The organism is Streptomyces viridochromogenes (genome assembly GCF_001270495.1).
GTDB classification, from domain to species: Bacteria; Actinomycetota; Actinomycetes; order Streptomycetales; family Streptomycetaceae; genus Streptomyces; species Streptomyces viridochromogenes_A.
This window is the reverse complement of sequence record NZ_LGUR01000193.1, coordinates 21,593-43,634: the sequence shown is the minus strand read 5'-3', so window position 1 is coordinate 43,634 and position 22,042 is coordinate 21,593. Positions and strand designations below refer to the sequence as shown.

At 69.9% G+C, this 22,042-nt stretch carries 13 protein-coding genes; 3 read left to right on the top strand and 10 right to left on the bottom strand.

Annotation, left to right across the window (positions count from 1 at the left end; translation table 11 throughout):
* Nucleotides 1-30: 30 nt before the first annotated feature.
* From ADK36_RS18755 to ADK36_RS18725, 7 genes are all read right to left on the bottom strand, one after another.
* On the bottom strand, nucleotides 31-1,356 hold the full coding sequence (locus tag ADK36_RS18755) for a cytochrome P450 family protein (protein WP_053198332.1): 1,326 nt from the start codon (nucleotides 1,354-1,356) through the stop codon (nucleotides 31-33).
* A complete protein-coding gene (locus ADK36_RS18750) occupies nucleotides 1,353-2,348 on the bottom strand; it encodes a nucleoside triphosphate pyrophosphohydrolase (RefSeq protein ID WP_048583183.1) in 996 nt (331 codons plus the stop codon). The genes ADK36_RS18755 and ADK36_RS18750 overlap by 4 nt, the downstream gene beginning before the upstream one ends.
* Nucleotides 2,349-2,449: 101 nt before the next feature.
* Nucleotides 2,450-3,088 carry a SurA N-terminal domain-containing protein gene (locus ADK36_RS18745; RefSeq protein WP_048583128.1) on the bottom strand — a complete coding sequence of 213 codons (639 nt, stop codon included), beginning with the start codon at nucleotides 3,086-3,088 and terminating at the stop codon, nucleotides 2,450-2,452.
* A 186-nt stretch (nucleotides 3,089-3,274) separates the two neighbouring features.
* Nucleotides 3,275-4,768, bottom strand: coding sequence for a serine/threonine-protein kinase (locus tag ADK36_RS18740; RefSeq protein WP_267887413.1), 1,494 nt, complete (start codon nucleotides 4,766-4,768; stop codon nucleotides 3,275-3,277).
* 38 nt (nucleotides 4,769-4,806) lie between these two features.
* A complete protein-coding gene (locus ADK36_RS18735; RefSeq protein ID WP_048583126.1) occupies nucleotides 4,807-5,460 on the bottom strand; it encodes an integral membrane protein in 654 nt (217 codons plus the stop codon).
* 171 nt (nucleotides 5,461-5,631) lie between these two features.
* Complete coding sequence (locus tag ADK36_RS18730; protein WP_048583125.1) at nucleotides 5,632-6,375, bottom strand: acetyltransferase-like protein; 744 nt, start codon at nucleotides 6,373-6,375, stop codon at nucleotides 5,632-5,634.
* An 85-nt stretch (nucleotides 6,376-6,460) separates the two neighbouring features.
* On the bottom strand, nucleotides 6,461-7,231 hold the full coding sequence (locus tag ADK36_RS18725; RefSeq protein WP_053198328.1) for an HNH endonuclease family protein: 771 nt from the start codon (nucleotides 7,229-7,231) through the stop codon (nucleotides 6,461-6,463).
* Nucleotides 7,232-7,424: 193 nt separating this feature from the next.
* On the opposite strand from ADK36_RS18725, the gene ADK36_RS18720 reads away from it, so the two are divergent.
* Together ADK36_RS18720 and ADK36_RS18715 are read left to right on the top strand one after the other, a co-directional pair.
* On the top strand, nucleotides 7,425-7,610 hold the full coding sequence (locus tag ADK36_RS18720) for an Rv0909 family putative TA system antitoxin (RefSeq protein WP_048583123.1): 186 nt from the start codon (nucleotides 7,425-7,427) through the stop codon (nucleotides 7,608-7,610).
* A gap of 285 nt (nucleotides 7,611-7,895) precedes the next feature.
* Nucleotides 7,896-8,711, top strand: a complete 816-nt coding sequence (locus ADK36_RS18715; protein ID WP_048583122.1) for a DUF899 domain-containing protein — start codon at nucleotides 7,896-7,898, stop codon at nucleotides 8,709-8,711.
* A gap of 26 nt (nucleotides 8,712-8,737) precedes the next feature.
* Here the strand turns inward: ADK36_RS18715 and ADK36_RS18710 are convergent, their stop codons facing one another.
* From ADK36_RS18710 to ADK36_RS18700, 3 genes are all read right to left on the bottom strand, one after another.
* Nucleotides 8,738-9,100, bottom strand: coding sequence for a hypothetical protein (locus ADK36_RS18710; RefSeq protein WP_048583121.1), 363 nt, complete (start codon nucleotides 9,098-9,100; stop codon nucleotides 8,738-8,740).
* Nucleotides 9,101-9,271: 171 nt separating this feature from the next.
* Complete coding sequence (locus ADK36_RS18705) at nucleotides 9,272-15,739, bottom strand: RHS repeat-associated core domain-containing protein (RefSeq protein WP_078942635.1); 6,468 nt, start codon at nucleotides 15,737-15,739, stop codon at nucleotides 9,272-9,274.
* 222 nt (nucleotides 15,740-15,961) lie between these two features.
* A complete protein-coding gene (locus ADK36_RS18700; RefSeq protein WP_078942636.1) occupies nucleotides 15,962-19,660 on the bottom strand; it encodes a LamG domain-containing protein in 3,699 nt (1,232 codons plus the stop codon).
* Between the two features lie 1,054 nt (nucleotides 19,661-20,714).
* Here ADK36_RS18700 and ADK36_RS18695 point away from each other — a divergent pair.
* Nucleotides 20,715-21,707, top strand: coding sequence for a hypothetical protein (locus ADK36_RS18695; RefSeq protein ID WP_234329799.1), 993 nt, complete (start codon nucleotides 20,715-20,717; stop codon nucleotides 21,705-21,707).
* Nucleotides 21,708-22,042: the final 335 nt, after the last annotated feature.

Below are 22,042 nucleotides of genomic sequence, written 5' to 3'. Positions count from 1 at the left end.
CGCGTGTCGCGTTTGCCGAGGGGGACGCACTCACCCAACTGGGGTGAACTCCACCGGAAGCGTGCGCAGCCCGCGCATGATGAGTCCGCCGCGCCATCTCAACTCCCCCGGGTCCACGGCGAGTCGGAGGTCCGGGAGTCGGGTGAGGAGCGTGCCGAGGGCGGCCTGGCCCTCCAGTCGGGCGAGCGGGGCGCCGAGGCAGTAGTGGATGCCGTGGCCGTACCCGAGGTGCTGGTTGTCGCGGCGGGCGAGGTCGAGGACGTCGGGGTCGGCGAACCGCGCCGGGTCCCGGTCGGCGGCGGCCAGGACGACGAGGACGGGATCGCCGGCTGCGATGTCCTGTCCGCCGAGGGTGAGCGGCTCGGTGGCGAAGCGCCAGGTGGCGAGTTCCACGGGGCCGTCGTAGCGGAGGAGTTCCTCCACGCCGGTTTCGAGGAGGCCGGTCTCCTTGGCGGCCAACGCCGTTTGGAGGCGGGCGCGTTGCTCGGGGTGGGTGAGCAGGGCGTAGGTGCCGTTGCCGATGAGGTTGACGGTCGTCTCGAAGCCGGCGAACAGCAGGATGAAGGCCATGGCCGCGGCCTCGTTCTCGGTGAGGTGCTCACCGTGGTCGGAGGCTCGGATGAGGCCGGAGATGAGGTCCTCGCCGGGGGTGGGGGTGTCGGGAAGCGCCTCGCGCTTGCGGTGGATGAGCTCGGCGAGATAGCCCCGCATCTTCTTCACGGACCGGGCGACTCCGCCCCTGGGGCCGCCCTGGTGCCGGATCATCATGCCCGCCCAGTCACGGAAGTCGTCCTGGTCCTCGCGGGGAACGCCGAGCAGGTCGCAGATGGCGTAGATGGGGAGGGGAAAGGCGAACTCGTGGATGAGGTCGGCGCTCCCTTCGGCGGCGAACCGGTCGATGAGGCTGTCGGTGAGCTCCTGCACCCGAGGGGCGAACTCGGCGACCCTGCGGGGCGTGAAGGCCTTGGAGACGAGCCTGCGCAGCCTGGTGTGGTCCGGCGGGTCGATGTTGAGCAGGTGTGTCATCAGCTCGGCCTTGCGCTCCCCCGGGATGCCGGTCTTGCCCCTGGCGTGCGCGGGCTCGTCGTGGTGGGCCGGGTTCTTGGAGAGCCGGTTGTCGGCGAGGGTCTGCTTGGCGTCGGTGTAACGGGTGACCAGCCAGGCCTCCACGCCGCTGGGGAGGCGGGTCTTGTGAACGGGCGCGTGGTGGCGGAGCCAGGCGTAGGCGGGGTAGGGATCGGTGGCGAACTCCCAGGTGAAGAGGTCGGGGGGTTCGGGGGTGGTGCCGGCGGGCGTGGCCCTGCCTGGAGTGGTGCTGGGGGTGGTGCTGCTGGGGGTGGCGGGCTGGTCTGTCACTCCTTGACGGTATCCGGAGGCGTCAGCCCCTCCGCAGCCCGCACGGCATCGCGGTACGCCCGGGCCGCGACCCGCAGAGCCGCTTCCGGATCGACCCCGGCCGCCTCCGCGCGGACCGCCAGCGCGAGCAGCTCGTACCCGAGGCCCTCCCCTGCCGGCAGGGGCACCTCCAGTCCCGCCTGTCTGACACGCGACGCCAGCTTGGCCGCGAGGGCGAGGCCCGGCTGGCCGAGGGGGATGCCCTGGGTCACCGACTCCCGCTGCTTCTCCACCGCCTTCGTGCGCAGCCAGTGCTCCTTGACCTCCTCGGGGGTCGTCGCCGTCTCCTCGCCGAAGACATGCGGGTGACGGTGGATGAGCTTGGTGACGATGCCGCCGGCCACGTCGTCGATGGAGAAGGGGGCGTCCGCGTCCTCCTCCGCTATCCGGGCGTGGAAGACGACCTGCAACAACACGTCGCCCAGTTCCTCGCGAAGTTCGTCGCGGTCGCCCTCCTCGATCGCCTCGACGAGTTCGTAGGCCTCCTCGATGCCGTACTTCGCCAGGCCCTTGTGGGTCTGCTGGGAGGACCACGGACACTCGGCGCGGATCCGGTCCATGACCTGCACGAGGTCGAGGAGGCGGGCGCCGGGCAGGTCATAGGAGGCGGGGAGCAGCTCCAGGTCCGGCATGCGCACGCGGCCGGTGCCCGCGAGGCGGGCGAGGCCGTCGGTGAGGGCCGGCTCGCCCTCACCCGTGGCCACGACCACGGCCGTACGGCCGCCGGCGCACGCGTCGATCAGCTGCTCGGCGGTCGGGGCGGCCTCGTCGACCGCTATCCCGGCCTCGCGCAGATACGGCAGCTGAGGATGCGCGCCGTCCGCGCACAGCACGCGGTCGGCCGCGTGCAGCGCCTGCCAGGCGGGCCAGGACAGCAGGCCGGGCGCGACACGGTGGCTGGTGGTGAGCAGGACGATGCGGCCGGGGGCGGCTTCGGGACTGGTTGCGTTCACGATCCGAACGTAACCCACGTCGCCGACAGCCCCCCGAGTTATCCACAGGCCGGGTGGCTCCGCCCTCGCCCGTCCACAGGCAGAACGGTTCCGCCGTCTGCCTACGCCGTCTGCCGCGTCCCCGTCACCTCGCGCACCCACGGCGTCTTCGCGTCGGCCCGGCCGCTCTTCTGGACGTCCCAGGTGCCGTAGCGCGGGTTGAGGTCGATGTCGAGCTTCTTGGACGCCGCGGAGAGGGCGTTCCAGAAGGCGGGCTTGCCGGTGTCGGTGCCGAGCGAGGTGGCGAGCTTCTGGGCCTCCAGCTGGAGGCGGAGGTTCTCGTCGAGGCGCTGCGGCGGGATGCCGTACTGCTGGAGCCAGGCCGCCTCCAGCGCCTTGGCGCCGCCGACCTGCTCTTCCAGGCCGCTGCGCATCCGCTGGAGCTCCTTGCGGGTGACGGTCACGCCCGCGTCCTGGGCGGCGCGGTGCAGCACCTGGTCGAGGACCATGGTGTGCAGGACGTCCCGCGGGAGGGTGCCGGACTTGGCGATGACCTGCGCGTACTGGGCGTCGTCCGGTACGGCCGCGCGCTGGGCCGCGCGTACCTCGCCCACCCGGTTCTCCAGCTGCGCGACGGTGATCCGCTGGCCGCCGACGACGGCCGCCGCGCCGGGACGCGCATCGCTTCCGCAGGCGGTGAGCAGGGGCGCCGCGACGATCGCGGCGGAGAGGAGGAGCGCGGTGCGACGGCGGCGGTGCAAGGAGACCTCCCGAGGAAGAGCTTGTGCGACGGTGCACAAAGTCTTGCGGTGATCGATGGTAGGCAGTGGGCAAGCTCTGGCCAACCCATTCGACCAACGATTCACCAGGACTTCGGGCACCGAAGCACCCCCACCCGGCCCACTCGGCCCGCCGGTGCCTGTCCGGCGGGGCTTCGCGGACGCGGCCTAGCCGCGCACCTGCCCCAGCCACTGGAGCGTCCGCCGCACCTCTCCCGCGAGCGGGTGGCCGGGACCGTGCAGGCGCTCCACGTCGAGCAGCAGACGGGCCAGCGTGTCGTGGGCGGCGGGGCGGTCGCCGAGGGCGAGCAGGAGGTGGCCGATACGGCGACGGACGTCGTGGGCGAGCTGGGGGTCGCCGGAGACGTACTGGTTCTCGTAGTACGGCAGCAGCGCGCGGTACTCGGCGAGCGCGGCCGCCGGTTCGCCGAGCTGCTCCAGGCACTGGGCGGCGTCGAAGCGGAAGCGCAGGGACTGCGGGTCGGCCTGGCCGGCCTCGGCGGCGCGTTCGTCGGCGAGGCGGCGCAGTTCGGGAAGTGCACGCCGGTACTGGCCGTCATCCATGAGCGTGGCCGCGTACTGCTTGCGCAGGGTGCGGACCACCGGCGAGTGCTCGCCGTGCTGTTCGGCCGCGGCGGGCAGGATCGCGCCGAGGATGTCGACGGCCTGGGTGATGCGGCCCTCGCCGAGCAGGCGCTTGACCTCGTCGACGGCGCGCGCGACGTCCGGCTTCTCGGCGGGGGGTGGCACCGGTGTGGCCGGGGCGGGCTGCGGCGCCGGGGTGCGGGCGCGGTCCGGCCAGGGCGCGTGCGGGCGCAGGAAGGGGCGCGTGGGGTCGAGGGGCGATCCGGTGGGCGTCCCGCGCGCGGGCAGGAGCGGCTCCAGGTCCTCGTACACCTCCTGCGCCGAGGCGGGGCGGTGCTGCGGGTCCTTGGTCAGCCGACGCAGGACCAGGGCTTCGAGTGCCTCGGGGACCTCGGGGCGGAGACGGCGCACGGGCAGCGGCGGCTCGTACAGGTGCCGGTGCAGCACGCCGAGCGCCGTCGAGCCCGAGAACGGGACGTCACCGCTGAGGAGTTCGTGGAGGAGTATGCCGAGTGCGTACAGGTCGGTGTACGGGCCGACCGCGCCGCCCATCGCCTGCTCGGGGGCCATGTAGGCGGGCGAGCCGATGGGGGTGCCGGTGTGGGTGAGGCGGGTGGTGTCGGCGTCGATGACGGAGGCGACGCCGAGGTCGAGGACGGTGACCGTGCCGTCCTGCTTCACCATCACGTTGCGCGGCTTGAGGTCGCGGTGGACGATCGGCACGGCGTGCACCGCGCTGAGCACGGCGCACAGTTGCGCGGCGACCGCGACCGCCCACGGCCAGGGGTACGGGTCGTGCTCGGCGAGATGGTCGGCGAGGTCGGCGCCGTCCACGTACTGCATGACGAGGAACAGCTCCTCGCCCTCGCTGCCCGCGTCGTGCACGGTGACCAGCCCAGGGTGGTCGACCTGCGCCGTCACCCGGCACTCGCGCACGAACCGGCGGCGCAGCTCGTCCGCCTCCTGCCCGGCCACCTTGTCGGGGCGCAGCAGCTTCACCGCCACGCGCCGGTCGAGCCGCTGGTCGTAGGCCGTCCACACCTGCCCCATGCCGCCCTGTCCGATGAGCGTGGACAGTTCATAGCGGCCGGCGACGACACGTCCTGCCGCCACGCTCACCTTCCGCCCTCGCGGTTGCCGTCATGCCGGCCGTCGTGCTGGCGCAGGTAGTCACTGAGCTCGTCGAGCTCGGCGCGCACCTGGTCGATGCGCGCGGGCGCGGGGCGCTGCGGGGGCGGCGGTACGGGGCTGTGGGAGGCGGCGTCGCGGGGTGCCGGGGTGTTCGGTATCGGCGCGTGCGGTATCGCGGTCCGGGGCAGCGGGGTCGCCTGCGGCACTGTCCCGGTGCTGTACGGCGACCCGGGCTGCGGGTAGCCGTATGCCGGGGCCCCGACCGGGGGTTGCTGCGCGCCGTAGCCGGGGAAGCGGAGCTGGTGGAAGTGGCGTATGTCCGCGGAGAGGTAGTAGGCGATCGCGGCCACGATGCCGCCCAGGACGAGCGCGAGGCCCGTCCAGCCGCCCGGGGTGTGGATCTCGTCGCCGGGCTCCATGCCCATCAGGATCAGGCCGCCGAACTCCACCACGATCGACGCCGCGAACAGGCTCCAGTCGAGGGCCTTGCGGGTCACGATGGCCAGGCGCAGCATCATCGTCCACATCAGCAGGCCGAAGCTCAGCACGGAGAGCACGACGAAGAACACGCGCAGGAAGACCAGCCACCCGGTGGGCGGCGGCTGCTTCACCGGCTGCGTGTAGCCGTGGCCTTGCATGGCTGCTCCCGATCGATGCCTGAAGTACGGTCGTGCGATTGTCGCTTCGAGCGTATAGGTCGACACCGACATACGGTCACCGGTTGTACCGAACCGTTGTCGTGCTGATCACTTCGCAAGACGGCGCAGGTCAGGCGGAGGCTCGGCTTCCGGTCTGGTGTGCCGGCCGGCTCACAGCGGGTGCCGCATCCACACGTTGGGCTCGACGTACACCGCGTGGTCCCGCGCCGGCTCGCAGCGCACCGGGACCAGCGCGCCCGGCACCTCGATGTCGCCGGCCGTGTCGAAGGGGAGGCCGGTCCAGCGACGCCACTGTTCCAGCGAGCCGGCGACGGTCATGGATGCCGGGGCGATGGAGTCGATGGTGGCGCCGGCGCGGGCGTGGACCCGCAGCCACGGGTCGTGGGGCAGGCCGTCGGGGCGTACGCGGTGGGCGTACTCCTCGACGGGGGTGTGCGGTTCGAGGTGCTTGGCGCTGGGGCGGACCGGGGCGACGACCTCGCGGAAGCCGAGGGCTCGGGCGTTGTCGCGCATCGCCGAGAGCATCCGGGCGGACAGTCCGGCGCCCTGGGCGTGCGGGGCGATGACGACGGAGATGGCGCTGACCGTGTCGGGGCGGGTGCCGTTGCGCAGGTCGGCGAAGGCCCACACCAGCACCTCGTCCCAGCCCCGGGCGGGCAGCCGGCCCCGGCCCTCGGCGGCGAGGGCGAACGGAACGCTGTAGGCGTGGGCGACGACCTCGCCCCGCTCGTCCTCGGCGAACAGCGCGTACTGCGGGAGTTCGCGGGGGATCCGGCCGTAGTGGGCGTTGCCCACGGGGTCCTGGGTCGTGAACTCCGGCCAGCTGTCCGGCATTTCCGCGACCCGGCCGAGCATCTCGGGACGGTCGGCGAGGCTTGAGATCTTCAGCTGCATGCCGGCCACCGTAGGCACGGGGCGGCGGCACCGGGAAGCGGATTTCGGCGTCGCACCGCTCGGCACCCGGCCGCGCGCCACCGCGTCAGCCTCCGCACTGGCGCAGCATCATCTCCTTGTCGGCGGTCGTCACGGGAAGTTCGTACTTCAGCGACACCTGCGCGAAGCGCACCGCGTACGAGCAGCGGATCGGCTTGCTCGGGGGCAGCCAGGAAGCGGGGCCGGAGTCGCCCTTGGAGCCGTTGGTCGGGCCGTCGACCGGCATGAGGTTGAGGGGGTCGTTGGCGATGTCCTGGCGCTTGCCCTTGGGCCAACGGGAGGCGCCCATCTGCCAGTCGTACGACAGTGGCATGACATGGTCGATCTGTACGGTCGTGGCGCGGGACTTGGCCCAGTCGATCGTCCGGCCCGTGTACGGGTCGTGCAGGGTCATCGAGGCCACGACACAGTCCGAACCGGAGCGGAAACGGACGTCCTCGCCGTCGCGCTGGAGGAGGTCGTTGCGGGTGTCGCAGCCGTTGCGGGCGAACGGGACGCCGCCCGGGGCCGAGTCCATCCAGGCGTAGCCGAACTTGTCCCGCTCGTAACCCGTCTTCGGACCGCGGCCCTTGGTCGCCACCTTCTGGATGAGGGCCCGCGCCTCGGCCCGGTCGGCGTCCGAGGTGAGGGGCGCGAGGCCCGGCTTCGTGCCGTCGGGGTTGTCCAGTGGGTTCACCGCGCGGCCGGTGCCCGCGGCCGGGGCGGAACCGGAGGGCTCGGTCCCGGCCGCGGGCAGATCGACGCCCTCGCAGCCCGCCAGTACCAGCACCATGCCGAGTATCGCCGCGGCGCTCGCCGCCCCGCCCCTTCGACGCATCACGATGCGTCCCTCCCCTTGCTGCCGGTTCCGCCCCGCACAGGCGGCTTTCCCTGGTACGCCGTCGTGCATACGGTAGCGACCCGGCGCATGGCGGCATTCAGGAGGTCCAGACCACACAGGGAGCTAAGCGGGCATACCCCACATCTCGGGCGTATCGTCGGTGGTGAGTCACCTCCGGAAGGAGCTCTGGATGGGCATCTTCGACAGGTTCAGGAACCGCCACGCGCAGGACAAGGCCGGGGACATGTCCGACGCCGCGGAACGGCAGGCCAACGAGAAGACGGGCAACAAGTACGAGAGCCAGGTCGACGACGCGCAGCAGCGAATGGAGCGCGGACTCGGCATGGACCGCGACAGGCCGCCCGAGCAGCAGTAGAGGCCGAAGACCCACGGAGGACCACGCGACCGTCGGGCAGGGCGGCACGGCCGGCTGCTTTCACCGGAACCGGACCACCCTGAGAACAGGGGCCGTCCGCGGAGACTCATCTCCCGCGGGCGGCTTCACGGTTACCGGGACGCATCCCCGGCGCCTGCGCCTCTCCCCCGAGGATCGCGATGAGTTCCGGCCGGGCCGGGAGTCTGTTCTCGTGACCGCCGCGGGGCGCCGTACGACACAGCGTCGTACGCGGCCGCCCTGCACGAGACCTCACGGAGGACACCCATGACGACCCCACCGGCCGACCCGAACACCGCGCTGCCCGGCCGTCCGCCCGTGGTCGACCTGGCCACCTGGCAGACCGCCCGAGACGAGCTGCTGGTGCGCGAGAAGGCCCACACCCGTGAGGGGGACGCCATCGCCGCGGCCCGCCGCCGGCTGCCGATGGTGGAGTTCGACGGGACGGTCGAGGTCGTCGGACCCGATGGCCCGGTCCCCTTCCTCGATCTGTTCCAGGGCCGCGACGAGCTCGTGGTCTACAAGCACATGTGGTACGACGGCGCGCCGCACCAGGGGCAGTGCGAGGGCTGCACCACCACGGCGTGGCATGTGAGGGACGCCGTCTACCTCAACGCCCGCGGCGTGTCGTTCGCCGTTCTGACCACGGGCCGCTGGGACGAGGTGGCCTCCTACGTCGAGTTCATGGGCTACACCCAGCCCTGGTACTCGGTGCGCGACGTGGCCGAGCCGGTCGGCGGCGAGATGGGTTACCTCACCTGCTTCCTGCGCGACGGTGACCGGGTGTTCCTCACCTACTCCACGACGGGCCGCGGCAACGAGCGGGTCAACGGGTCCCTCGGACTGCTCGACATGACGCCCTACGGCCGCGGCGAGGCGTGGGAGGACAACCCCGAGGGCTGCCCCGTGATCGGCGATGTCCGCGAGGGACACCCGGCCGTGGGCCGCCAGGCCTGCTGGTACTGGCGCTCGGACGCGGACGGGAACGCCACCTGGGGCCCGACCAGCCGCCCCGTGCCGCAGTGGACCCGCCCCGGCGCGACCCCCGTGGAGACCCTCGGCCGGCACGGCGACCACCACTGAATCACCACGGAATTGGTGTCGGAGTTTCAGAATCCGGGAGCCGGTACGAAGTCCGGCCACCACGGCGGAACACCGCTGGGGCAGTAATAGGATTCGCCTTCCCAGAAAATGGAGAGGGCGCACCAGGAAACGATGAGGATCAGCGCCACTATGACAAAGGCGCGGACGACGGGATGCCGCCCCAGCAAAGCCCCAGCGCCCAGCCAAACGGCCATCAGAACAAACCAGAGAACGGGGATGAAGATAACGAGCAGAAATCCCCCGTTGGCCGAACTGTTCACCCCCGCGTCGCAGGCGCTCCACGACCTCCCCAGAAGCAGGGCCGTCAGCAGGGCGACGGCCAGCACAACGACCGAACCAAGACATCCGTGCAGCCGTCGGCCGTCCACAGGCCCTCCCCGCTCATCGCCTGAATCAAAAATCACCAGAGAAGCTCCACTCGCAACTGTACCCGCACCCGGAACACAGAAATACGTCAGGAATCCCCGAAGGGGCCCGACTCGCTCTGCGAAGAACGAGTGGGGCCCCGCGGGAGACATTCCGCTACTTTTCCGCCTGATCTACTTCTTCTTCACCTGGTCCGCCCCCTTCTCGTACATATCCTCTACGGTGTCGATCACTGCGGAATGGAACTGTTCCCTGGTCAGTCCGAGCCCTTGACGGTCAAACAGATCGATGCCGGCCTGCATCGTCATCTGGTCCCCGATGTCGTCCTCTCCGACAAGGATGGAGTCACCGACCGAGGCTCCTTCGATGAGCGTCTTCGCATCGATACCGGCAGCCCGGCCCACATAGCCGTAGTGAATGTTCGACCACATGTCGTAGAAGACCTTGTAGTCAGTCCCCGGAACGTCGACGAAATAGCCCTTTTCGGGAAGGTTGAACTTCTTTTCGAGCTTCGGCTTGTGGTCCCATTCGCACACCTTGGGGCAGACCTTGGCGAACCAGATGGTCATGGCGGCGGTCATGTCGCTTCCCTGATTCCGCCCGGCCAGCCCGTCATACCAGGCCCACGGGCGCAGCAGCCCCTGCATCGTCTTCACCTCGGAGGACCGGGCGTTCTTCGTCAGTTCGTCGAACATGTAGCCCTCCATCTCGTCGAACTGCTCCTCCCCCTCCTTCAGGTCCGGCTTCGGCTGGGGGCCCTTCTTGAAGGTGACCTTGTGCGAGACCTTCCCTCCGTCGTTCTTGACGGTGACGGTGAAGACTCCGCCGTACCCTCCGGCGTACACGGGCACCGTGTAGGTCTGCGTGGAGTGGTAGACCCAGGTCCCGTTGGGGCCCATCGTCATGTAGGACCGGTAGCTGCCGCCCTTGCCGTCGCTGCACCCGTTCTCGCAGTCCGTGATCGGCCTCAGGCCGGAGGGGTCGGACTTGGTGACAGGGGTGTTGTTGGCGTAGGCGTAGCCGTTGAGGGACTCGTGGTCGTCGGGGGCGAGGACCGGGTCGACGGAGAGGAAGCGCCCGGTGGCCGGGTCGTACTCGCGGGCGCCGACGTGGGTGAGGCCGGTGGCGTCGTCGGCGGGTTTGCCGAGGAAGCCCTTGTCGTCGGGCCAGGCCGGCGGTGTCGTGCCACGGCTCTCGCCGAAGGGCTTGGTGTAGCGACGGGTGACGGCCTGTGTGGTGGCGTCGACCGTCATCGAGGCGGTGCCGTGGTGGTCGTCGACCATCCAGGACAGGCCGGTCTCGGTGCGGACGGCGAGGGCGTCGCCGGAGGCGTAGTAACGCTGGGCGGTGAACTTCTTGGCGGCCGTGTCGTAGTGCAGTTCCTGGCCGGCCAGGTAGAGGACGGTCTTGTCGGGGCCCCGGCGGATCAGGAGGTCGCCGTTGGCGTCGTAGAGGTAGTCGGTCGTCTTGGTGCCTTCGGTGAGGCGGCTGAGTTCTCCTTCGACGTCCCAGACGAGGCTCTGCGCGGTGCCGGTGGGGCCGTAGCGCTTGGTGGTGTTGCCGTGCTCGTCGTAGGTGTACGACTTCGCCGTGCCGCCGCCCACGGTGACCGAGGTCATCGTGTGGGGCTGGCCGGTTCCGTTGGCGTTGACGGCGGGGTAGCCGTAGGCCGTGGTGGTGGTGTCACCGGTGGCCTTGCGCTCGGTCTGCTTGTCGCGCAGGCCGCCGGGCTTGTAGGTCCAGCTGTTCCAGTACGGGGCCGGGCCGCCGAGCGCGGTCGCGGACCGGGCGGTGGCGCAGTCGTTGGAGGACGGGGTCCATGCCTCGGTCAGACGGCGGTAGCCGTCGTAGGCGAAGCACTGGGTGTCCTTGCCGCCTGCCTTGTCGGTGATCGACTTGACGTTGCCGGTGGCGTCGTAGCTGTAGTCGATGTCGCTGGTGTAACCGGCGTTGGTCTGGTCGACGGTGTGCGTGTTGGCCAGGCGGCGGGTCCCGTCCTCGTAGCGGTTGAGGATCTGGAGCTGCTTGGCCCCGGTCGAGGTGCCCAGGCGGGTCTCCTCGATCTCGCCGTACGGGGAGTAGCCGACGTTCTGGACGTAGTCGGTCATGCCGTCGGTGCCGGTGAGCAGGCCGAGGCCGTTGTAGCTGTTGGTGACGGTCTCGGCGGGCAGGCCGGCCGCCGCGGGCATCGAGGTGGACTGGACGGTGCCGTCGATGTTGTAGGTCGTCGACGTGGTGAAGGTCTGCGGTGCACCGGCGGCAACCAGGGGGTCGGAGGCGGCTATGACGGTCTTGGTGCCCTTGGGGCGGCCGAGGCTGTCGTAGCCGGTGACGACCTGTGAGTAGATCTTGCCGGTGGTGCCGCCGACGTAGCGGATCGAGGCGGTCGGCTGGCCCTTGGCCAGGCTGTCGTACGTGAACTTGGTCAGCTGGTGGGCGCTGTCCTTCACCCCGTCCCAGGTGCCGGACTTGCGGCCGAGTTCGTCATAGTCGGTGATGAGGGTGCGCGAGGCGCCGTTGAGGGTGCTGGTGACCGACGTCGGCTGGTCGGCGTCGTTGTAGGTGGTGTCGGTGCGGCCCTTGTCGGGGTCGATGGCGTACTCCTGCCGTCCGCGCAGGTCGTAGCCGTACGTCCACACCGCGCCGTCCGGGCCGGTCATCTTCTCGATCTGCCCGCCGGCTGTGTACTCGTACAGGGTGCGGGTGTAGTCGGTGCCGGTCGGGACGGGGCCGCCGTACTCACGGCGCTCGGTGACCCGGCCGTGCGCGTCGGTGATCGTCAGCGTGCCGGTGCCGCCCGCGGCGGCGGTGACGGCGGTGCGGTCGCCCTGCTCGGCCGTCTTGGTGCGCCACTTCTCCTCGTCGTAGACCCGGAAGATCGATTCGGTGGCACGGCCGGCGGCGTCGAAGACCGTCTCGGTGGAGGCCGGAACGGAACCGGGGAAGGTGTTCGCCAGCGTGCCCGACGGCGCGAGGTTGTCGTGGACCTGCTCGTTCTTGACGTAGGCCAGGCCACGGTCGTCGTAGAGGGTCTCGGAGATCACCCGGCCACCGTTCGGCGCGGGAACCTGCTTCTGGCGGGACCGCAGCAGGCCGTCGAAGATCTCGTACGAGCTGTTGTAGGTCTGTCCGTCGGCCTTGAGGGCGTCGGTGCGGACCCAGGTCTCCTTGTCGTTGTTGACGCTGTAGGCGTAGACGATGCTGGCGGCGTCGCCGAGTGCGCGGGAGCGGTCCGGCTTCCAGACCGACCGCAGGCGGCCGAGCGCGTCGAGGGACCACTCGGTGATGTTGCCGTTGGCGTCGGTGGTCTTGGTGGCCGTGCCCCAGGCCGGATCGACCTCGGTGGTGGTGGTGTGGAGCTGGGGGGACGGAGAGGTGGTGGTCCTGGACTTCAGCGGGCCGTAGCCGGTGTCGTCGGGGACGTAGGCGGTCGTGATAGTGCGGTTGAGGGCGTTGGTCGCGCTGACCGCGCGGCCCAGCTTGTCGTAGGTCGAACCGGAGACCTTCTGGTAGACGGGCGCCTTGGTCACCGGGTCGTAGCTCGCCACCCGGTAGGAGGCGGTGACGTCGCCCTTCGTGGGCTCCGCCCCGACCGCCTGGCCGTCGTACGCCGTGGTGATGTCGGAGACCACATCACCGGGAACCACCGGGGTCGTCGCGCAGGAGACGCCATAGGTCCCGACACGGGAGGTGAGGGAGACGATCCAGTCCGAGGTGTTGCGCGCATAGGTCTTGCGCGTACAGGTCTCGTCGCCCGTCTTGGCGGTGTCGCCGCTGTCCTCCAGCGTGACCGGCATGCCGTACGTGGTGTCGTACGTCGTCTTCCGCTTGACCGTGCGGGCGCCCGTGGGGGTCGTGGTGCGGGTGGTCACCTCGCCGGCCTGCACGATCCACGCCTCGGTGGTGCCCCAGCCGTACGTGTGGCTGCCGGTCTTGTGGGACCAGGGGGTGTTGATGGTGCCGCTGACTTCCTCGGCGCCGTTGTAGACGATGGTCTCGCGGACGAAGCCGGCGTACTGGCGGGAGTCGTCGACTGCCGTGCCGGTGGAGTCGGTGACCTTCTCCACCCGGGCGGTGCCGTCGAGTTCCTTCTCGCCGTTCAGGCCGCGCATGTAGAGCGTGGACTTCTTGCTGCGCGGGCCCTCGGCGTTGCCGGAGGTCTCCACGACCTTGCCGTAGCCGCGCCACTGCGACCAGGTGCGGTTGGACGCCTTGGTCAGGCCCTCGTCGTCGGCGTAGGCCCAGCCGGCGCCGTCCTGGTAGTCGTAGTACTTCTCGCCGGTGTCGGCGTGGCCGTAGGGGTCGTCCTGGAGGACGGAGGTGACCACGTACTTGTGGAACCAGTCGGTGACCGGTTCGGCCCCGGACTGGGACCACTTGACCGGGAAGCAGCGGCGGGTGTTCTTGTCGACGGCCGCCGGCATGCTCGAACCCCAGACGCAGTCGGGGTCGGAGTAGTTGACGGTGAGGGTCGAGCCGGTCTCGGACTTGATGGTGCGCACGCGCCACTTGATGTAGCGCAGGGTGTCCGGGCCGCTGCCCTCCACGTGGTTGGACAGCTGCGTGCCGCCGAAGACGATCGCGGGCATGGCGGCCGCGGTGGAGTTGGCCTTGCCGGTGTTCTGGATGGACTTCAGCCACAGGCTCGCCGAGGAGGCGTCACCGGTGTCGGGGAAGCTCTGGTCCAGGTGCCAGGTGTCCACGTCCCGCTGGGTGGTGCCGGTGCCGGTCCACACCGAGGTGGTGATGTCGGTGAGGCGCTTGCGGGTGAAGAAGGACGGGCCGATCTGGGTGGTGCATTTGGTGCTGGCCGCGCAGATCATGTCGAAGGGCACATCGGGCCAGTTGGCCTTGGTGCTCTCGGTCAGGCTGGAGCAGCCGCCCGAGACGACGCAGCGTTCGGCGTAGGTGAAGCGGACCTGCTGGGCGGCGGGCCTGCTGTAGATCAGGTCGTCGCGCAGGCCGTAGTCGATGCGGTTGAGGTAGCCGCCGCGGGTGTAGCCGGTGCCGTTGACCGCGGTGTCGGCGTTCTTGGAGTAGTAGTTCGTCTCCCGGCCGTACCAGTAGGTGGAGGCGTTGTCGTGGGTGTCCACGACGTAGTCCAGGTTCCAGCGCCAGGCCTGGGTGCAGAAGGAGTCACCGAAACCGGTGGACTTGTAGCAGGGCTCGCCGGAGTCGTCGCCGAAGACCGGGACGGTCCACACGGAGTTGGTGACCGGGTCGTCGTCGCTGGTGTCCGTGGTGCCCTTGTTGCTCCAGCCGGGCAGGCGGTGCTTGCCGAAGAAGTACTGGACGCCGTCGGGGCCGGTCACCTTCCAGTACTCGGTGTTGTCGTCGCCGTTGCCGGTGGCGCCGGTCAGGTGCTCGACACGGGTGCCGTCCTCGTTCTTCACCTTCCACGAACCGCCGGTGGCCTGGGACTGGGCGGCGGTGTCGCAGGCCGCCTTGTCCGCGCACGTGTTGACCAGCTCGACGGCCTTGCCGTTGAGGACAAGGGTGGCGTTCGCGTACTTCCAGCACAGGTCGCCCTTGCTGGAGTGGCCGTCGTCCTTGCAGGAGGCGTACTTGCGCTCGATGTAGGACTCGGTGATCGAGAAGCCCTCGCCGACCACAGAAGTCTGGTTGTTCTCCCCTGCCGTGCGGCCGTCCACCGAGGCGGAGTCGTAGGAGATCGACAGGTTCGGGGACGGGCCGGCCGTGGCCGGCGGGACGCGCAGCGGGTAGTTCCAGGTGAAGTCACCCGTGCTGCCGCCGGCCTCCCAGGTCGCGGTCGGGGACAGCGGGGTGGCGCTGTAGTCGCTTCCGCCGCCGGAGCTGTCGGCCGCGGCGGCCAGCAGCATCGGGGTGCCGGCCTTGAGGGCGGGGGCGGAGACGGTGCCCGTGACGGTCTGCGACCCGGCGTCGTTGTCCGCGCCCGCCACGGGGCTCTGGGTGCGGCAGGACTTCTTCTGCGGGGTGGTCAGCGCACATGCCGGGAGCTTCACCAGGCGCAGTCGGGGCCCGAAGTTGCCGCCGTAGACGTCGGAGAAGGAGGAGTAGTCCAGGGAGAGGCGGAGCTTGTCGCTGTCACCGGCCGGGGCCTTGGACGCGGCTCTCGCCGGGTCGACGGTGAGCAGGACGCCGTTGACGCCCGCCTTCTTCGCGGCCGACCGGGAGTGGACGCGGAGCGCCACCTTCTCGGCCGGACCGGTCGCCTTCTTCTTGGTCTTCGTCTTGGTCTTCGTCCCGGTCTTCGCCGGCTTGGCTGACGAGCCGGCGGGCTCCTGAGCCAGGGATATGCCGAGCCCGCCGACGGTGACGTCGGCCTTGCGGGACGCCGCGACCTCGGCGGTGGCCTTGCCGGCCTCGGGCCAGGCGGCGTCCTTCAGCCGCTCACGAGTCTTGCGGGACGCCGACGCGGCCTTGTCCTTCGGCGCCTTGGAGGTGCCGGGCTTGAGCACGCCCACCTTGTCGATCTTCGACTCGGGCCGGTCTTCCAGCTTCTTGCGGGCAGCCTGGGTCTGGGCCAGCGCGGCGAAGTCGTAGCCCGCGGGGACCACGACCTGCGGCAGGAGGGCTAGGGAGGCGACGACCGCGCCACGGCCGAGCCAGCGGCGTACGACCGCCCCTGGCAGCCGTTTGCGGAAGGGTCTTGAAGACAAGGTGATGTCCCCGGTTCTCGGAAAGTGGAAATGGGCGGGTGGCGCCCGGGCAGCGGCGTCGGCGCCCGGAACGCCGGATCTCGATGGCGCGGCCGCGCGGACACGCGGCGCGGTCGTGCGGAAACGGAAGGGAGCGGGCGAGGGCAGGGGAGGGCAGGCAGGGCGAGACAGGGCGGACCCGAAAGTCCGGCTCGGCCCCGCCCGCCTCGCCCCGCCCCGCTCCTACTGCTGCTCGGTGTTGCGCCGGTTGGCGATCGTGTCGGTGGAGGTGGCTCCGGCCCAGACGCGAACGCTGTCGATCTTGCCGGGGAAGTAACGCGCGGGAGCGCCGTTGATCTTCGCGCGGCCGATCTCGAACGCTCCGCCACCCTGCCAGGCGGCCGGGTAACTCACGCCTTCCTCCTCGCCCATCAGGGCGCTGTCGACGTACAGCCTCAGCCCGCCGAGCCTGGAGGTGTCCTCGGGGTCGGCCGCCGCCTGGGCGTCGTAGACGACCGTCAGCATGACCGGGACACCCTGCTGGGACGTGGTCAGTGCGCCGGACTCGCTCTCGGTCCATGCCGCCCCGGTGCCGTCCTTGTCGGGACGGCCGAACGTCCACCGCCCCTGGGTGCTGCCGGCCGGCTGCTCGTACCAGACGCCCCAGGAGGACTGGCTCGTGCCCGACTGGCCGAACACCTGCACCGCGTACGACTTGCTGGTGTCGGCGAGCTTGGCGGGGTCCAGGGTCACCCAGGCGGTCGCGGTGAACGAACCGGAGTCGTCGACGACCGGGCCGGTGGCGGTGGCGTACGCGCTGGTGCCGTTCAGGGTCATCGTCTGACTGGTCGTGACCTCTTCGCCGATCTCCGGGTCACCGACGCTGATCTGGGTGAGCGCGGCACCGTTGAGGGTGAGGTTGCGGCCGAAACCGCTGGTGTCCTTGACCGTGGTGCCGGTCGCGTTGGCCATGTCGGTGGCGTCCCACCTGGCGACGAGCGCGGGTACCGGGTCACCGGCCGTGCCGTCGCTGAGGTCCTCGTCCTCCAGCCAGGCGTCGTGGGCGACTTCGGTGTCCGCGAGCGCACGGGACCAGACCTTCACCTCGTCGATGGTTCCGGCGAAGTTCTCCTTGCCCGTCGCGGTGTGCCACAGCCGTCCGACCTGGAGGTTCCCGGAAGCCTTCCACGGTGTGGCCGTGAACGGCGTCGGATCGCCCTGCGGGACGCCGTTGACGTAGAGCTGGAGGGTCTCCGCCGCCGCGTCGTAGACGCCCGCGAGGTGCGTCCAGGCGTTCAGGACGGGCGGCTTGGTGCCGATCGAGCGGATGATCACGGGCTCGGTGACGTCCGTCTGGTGGCGGTTGAAGATCCACGCGTTGTAGGCGGTGGAGTAGTACAGCTGGAACCCGGAGGCGTTCGTTCCCGCCTGGGACAGCACGGTGTAGTTGACGTCCTTCTTCGCCAGCCGCGCCCAGGCCGAGACGGTGAAGGACTTGGTGGTGTCCAGCACCGCGCCGGAGGTGGACAGGTACGCGCTCGTGCCGTTGAGCTTCGCCGCGCCCGGGCCGCTGCGGGCCAGGGTGTCCCAGGTGGCCCCCGAGGAGGTCAGCGGGTGCTGGGTCGCGGTGGTGGAGTCGGTGAGGGCGTTGTCCAGGTGCCAGATCCCCGAGGGCTGTTCGGCGCCCTTCACCAGGAAGCTGTAGTAGCCGGTGAACGAGCTGTGGCCGGCCGCGTCGTAGCCCCAGACCTGGATGGTGTTCTCACCAGGCTGGTTCGGCGTGATCGCCCTGGTATGGGACGCACCCTTGGCGACGGGGATCGGGTCGGAGACCTTGCCGCTGTTCAGCTTGTACTTGTAGCTGACGACGTCCGACTGGATACCGGCCGTCGTGGGGTTGGCATCCCCGGGGGTGAAGGTGAACTTGCCCGGCATGCCCACCCCGCCCGCGGCGGGGTCGGTCTCGGCCGGCTTGTAGATGCCGTCCGCGCTGGTCACCACCGGCGGCGGCGGCCGGTCGGTGTCGATGCGGAAGTAGCACCAGGACGACCAGGACGAATCCAGCACGCCGGTCGCGCCCCGGTCCGTCTTGTAGTACGCCTGCGTCTTGACCCGCATCCGGTAGTCGGTCTGGGCCGGCAGCGCGTTGGTCGTCGCGGTGCGGGCGGCGTTGTCGGCCACCCAGGCGCCGTCCGGCGATGCCTCGTACCAGGTACGGCTGGAGCCGTCGGCCTTCCACACCTCGAACATCGCGCGCAGCTGGGAGCTGGAGCCGTCGGCCGACTGCACCGTCGCCAGCATCTTCGGCGTCGTGTCACTAGTGGCGAAGGGCTGCGTGGAGGCGTTGCAGGCCCGCCCGATGGTGCCCGCCTGGACGCCGTACGAGGTCGGCTTGGACGGGTACGACACGTAAGTCACCGACAGTTTGGCGTCGTTGCGGAACCGCGCCCAGGCGGCGGCGTCGGACTCGTCGTGCGCCGTCAGCGAGAAGGTGATCTGCGGTTCCTTCTTCGAGGCGTAGGACGCGAGCGTGGTCGTCAGGTTCTCGTTGGTCTCCTCGTCCACGTTGTCGCTGAAGCGCACCCAGTTCGCCGGCTGCGACGGGTCGCACAGGCCGCCGCGTCCGTAGGCCACGTACCGGTCACCCATCAGGTCCACCGCGGTGGGCCGCGAGGACCAGCCGGTGCTGGAGGAGATGCCCTTGTCCACGCGGCTCAGGTCGTACCAGTGCGGGTCGCAGGTGAACGTCCACTCCTGGTACACCTCCATCGTCGCGTCCAGGACCTTCTTGCCGTGGATCGGCGACAGCGCGTACTCGAAGTACATGCGCTGGGTGTACGGGCTGTTCGAGCAGAGGTAGCCCGCGTAGTTGGAGCAGCGCCCCACGCCCTTGTCCCCGTCGAACTCCCAGTACTTGGTGCCGTTGGAGGCGAGGGCGGTCCAGTCGCCCAGCGAGATGCCCTTGGTCGGCGGGTCGATGTAGAGCGGGAAGACGGTGTCCTCACCGTGGAGCAGGTCCGGATCGGGCGTGATCTCCAGCGTGGTGCCGGTGACCTTGAGCGGGAGGTCGGCGGCGGCGTCGCCGCTGTCGGGGCCCTCAGTGGAGGTGGGCTCGCCCTCGGCGGCGGGCACCGGGACGTCCGTCGGCTGCGGTTCGCCCTCGGTGTCGGCCTGTGCCGCTGAAGCGGTGCGGGCGAGTTGCGTGGTGAGGCCGGCCGTTTCGGCGCCGGTGGCCGGGGTGTCACCGGCCGAGTCCCACATCCGCCCGGCCGGGCTCTCGAAGACCGGGGTGCCGTCGCCGTCGCGGGCGACGAAACCGCCGGCGGCCGTCGGCGCGATGTCCAGGCCGCCGCCGGAGACGGTCATCGTGATCGTCGCGAGCGCCGGATTCTTCGCCGCCGCCGCGGTCTTGACCACGAGTACCGAGGTGTAGCCGGAGCTCAGCGCGGTCAGTTTCAGATCGACGTCCGGGAGGACGCCGGGGTAGGTGGCCGTGGCGCCGTCGAGCCGGGGCTCGGGAAGCGCGGTGGGCCAGCCGAGTCGCAGCTCGTGCCCCTCGTCCTCCAGCGTGACCAGTCCGTCGCCTTTGCCGCCGCCCGAGAAGGTGAGATCGGCCGTCGTGTTCTTCGCCCGCACCGAGCCGTCGGCCGCGCGCGCGAGGGTGGTGTCGATGGGGGCCCAGGTGCCGTTGTCCTTCTGGGCGCGGACCGGAGCCGCGTTCATCTCCTGCGTGAAAGTGCCGTCCGGGTTGGCGAAGACCTGGGATGCCTCGGTGGTCGCCGTGTCGACGGCCACCCGCTTCCCCGTCTCCGCGGCAAGAGAACTCGCCTCCGACTCCGGGGTTTTGTCGGCCCCTACCGAGACCGCCCCGTCATCGGCGAGTGCCGCGGTCGCGCTGACCCCGACCACCGGAACCGCGCTCCCCAGGAGCGTGATGGCCATCGCCCCACTCCGCACAGCCTGACGCCAGCCGTGCCCCCGTCTTCGCGTAACCACGCCCCACCTGACCCTTAACTTTTCATTACAAAGAAACTGTGCTGATCATGTGGTGGTCGAACATGCTGGTCAATGGTGTCTCACATCACATTGATGCCACGTCAGGGACCCGGGCACTCAGGAGGATCGGCCCGCTCAACCGGCACCCGACGACTGCGACAGCCGGCGGCCGGGCGGGACAGGGGAGCAGCCAGCCCACCTGATTCACACACCTGATCGCTTCTTCACCTTGAGCGATCACAAAAAGACAGAATGGCCGTCACCGAAAGGGCAAATACGGAAAGGGTCGGCCTGTTTGTTCCGGCCGACCCTTTCGTGAGCCGTCCCACGCGCCAACGTGTCCGGCTTGAAGTCCCTGTTCATCGGCGGTTGGAGCCAAGCAGGCAGGGGCACCACCGCGTTGAGCGGCGGTGACGGGGATGGTGTCAGTGAAGGCGGCTGTGTGCAACCTGACCTGGGACGAAATGAGATGGGGTCAGGGCGTATCGGCTCTCGGGGCCCACGGGGACTTCTGAAGTGGCAGATCAGGGATTTATGCAAATCGTCCCATGCCGCAGTTGACGTGCTCTTTCGCATGGGACGAAGTTGCATTCTCCATTGCGGAAGGGTGGGCGCCCGATGTTCGAGTGGCAAAATGCTGTGCGCCCGCCGGTCGCGCCAACGACCGCTGGGCGTAAGCCGGTTGGAGCCGATATCGGGTCGCGCACGCGCGTGACCGTACGAAGCAGTTGGGAGATCTTCATGCTGAGTCGTCCATCGTGGCGGGACCGCCTGGAACAGGACCGCGGTGTGGCCGCGGTCGTGCACGGCCGTTGAGACGGGGCGCACAACGGTGGGACGCCCAGAAAAGCCGATCCCGGACCCGCTGAGTTCCGTGGGCAAACTGGCCGGCGCCTTACGCGACGGGCGGAAATCCCTCGGGATCTCGTACGCCGAGCTCTCAGCGCGAACACGTGAATACAGTGCGGCGACATTGCAGCGAGCGGCTTCGGGGATCGGCGTGCCGAAACGTGAAGTGGCCCGCGCCTTCGCTCACGCGTGCAGTCTCGATCTCGACACGATCGACCGTATGTGGCTCGCCGCGTGCCGCGAACGCCGCGGCAGCGGTGGTGCGCCGGAAGGCCCGTCGCCGAACCTCATCAAGGACTTCCCGGATCTCAGCGCCGCGCTGGAGGGCCTGCGACTGGTCAGCGGAGCACCGTCCTACCGGGTGATGCAGAACCGGGCCCGTCAAGCCGGCCTGGCGCTCTCCCGCAGCACCGCACAACGGATATCCAGGCGCCGCCAAGTACCGGGATCGGCAGCGTGCCTGGAGGCGTTCCTGGTCGGTTGCGAGGTGCCCCTGCGTGGCCGTGACGTATGGCTCGAGGCCTGGTGGCGAGCGCAGCAGCAAGCCAAGAGTCAACGTGTGGAGCATGTGCGCGAGGCCGATCTGCTGGAGGCGGTGGTGGCGGACGGCCCGGCCAGCCCGGTCACCCACGAGACCGCACTGCGACTGCTGCGCAAGGCCGGCTTCGACGCCCTGGAGCGCTATCGCGGCTTCCAGGCCCCGTGGACGGTCGCGTGCGATCGCTGCGCCGCCGAGCGCAGAGTGAGACTGTCCGACGTCGTCCTCGGACAGGCCACCTGTCTGGAGTGCCCCGAACTCAACGAACGGGTCCGCAAAGCGTGGGCCGACCTCCTTGAGGATCGCACCGACCAGCTCAGCCGCCAGGAGGCCGAGGCCCTGCGTGTCGCCACCTTGCTGAAGAGCAGGCACCAACGGGGCCATCTGGACGTGCATGTCTTCGTGCCGGACGAGCAGACAGGCATCGCCCTGCTGCCCGGCACATGGCACCCGGCCCTGGAGAACGCACTGAGGCACCACGTCCGGCGGCCGTTCCGGCTGGAGGTGATGCTCGTCTACCCCGACGGGCCGGCCGGGTCGCGTAAGAACGGGCAGCGCCAGCGCAGGCTCGCCAAGGCCGCCGGCCTGCTGGAGGGCCCCATCTAGGCCGGGCCTTCAAGGTCACGATCTCCATCGTCCATGGGTCCGGGACACTCCGAACATCACAGCACGCCGACGCGCCAAAGGAGAACGGTGCGCGATCGGGCCCCTTCAGAGCGCGCCGAACCCACTCATGAATGACGTACTGAGGGACGCCCTTCCCGAGTTCGTAGGAAGCCTCGCCGCAGCCCTCGTGCTGGCCGTCTGCGCCTACGTGGCCCGCCGGGTACGTGCCCGGCGCCGTCGGCGACCCGGCACGGAAATCCCGCCCCAAACGCGCCTTCCTCAGCAGGACTCCGAGGCCGACGGTCGGGAAGCAGCCTGACCCGGGCGCGATGCGG

What these genes read in the sequence shown, in the direction of transcription:
- ADK36_RS18735 (WP_048583126.1), bottom strand. Translation starts at nt 5,460, where the DNA reads ATGCAAGGCCACGGCTACACGCAGCCGGTGAAGCAGCCGCCGCCCACC.
- ADK36_RS18730 (WP_048583125.1), bottom strand. Translation starts at nt 6,375, where the DNA reads ATGCAGCTGAAGATCTCAAGCCTCGCCGACCGTCCCGAGATGCTCGGC.
- ADK36_RS18725 (WP_053198328.1), bottom strand. Translation starts at nt 7,231, where the DNA reads ATGCGTCGAAGGGGCGGGGCGGCGAGCGCCGCGGCGATACTCGGCATG.
- ADK36_RS18720 (WP_048583123.1), top strand. Translation starts at nt 7,425, where the DNA reads ATGGGCATCTTCGACAGGTTCAGGAACCGCCACGCGCAGGACAAGGCC.
- ADK36_RS18715 (WP_048583122.1), top strand. Translation starts at nt 7,896, where the DNA reads ATGACGACCCCACCGGCCGACCCGAACACCGCGCTGCCCGGCCGTCCG.
- ADK36_RS18700 (WP_078942636.1), bottom strand. Translation starts at nt 19,660, where the DNA reads ATGGCCATCACGCTCCTGGGGAGCGCGGTTCCGGTGGTCGGGGTCAGC.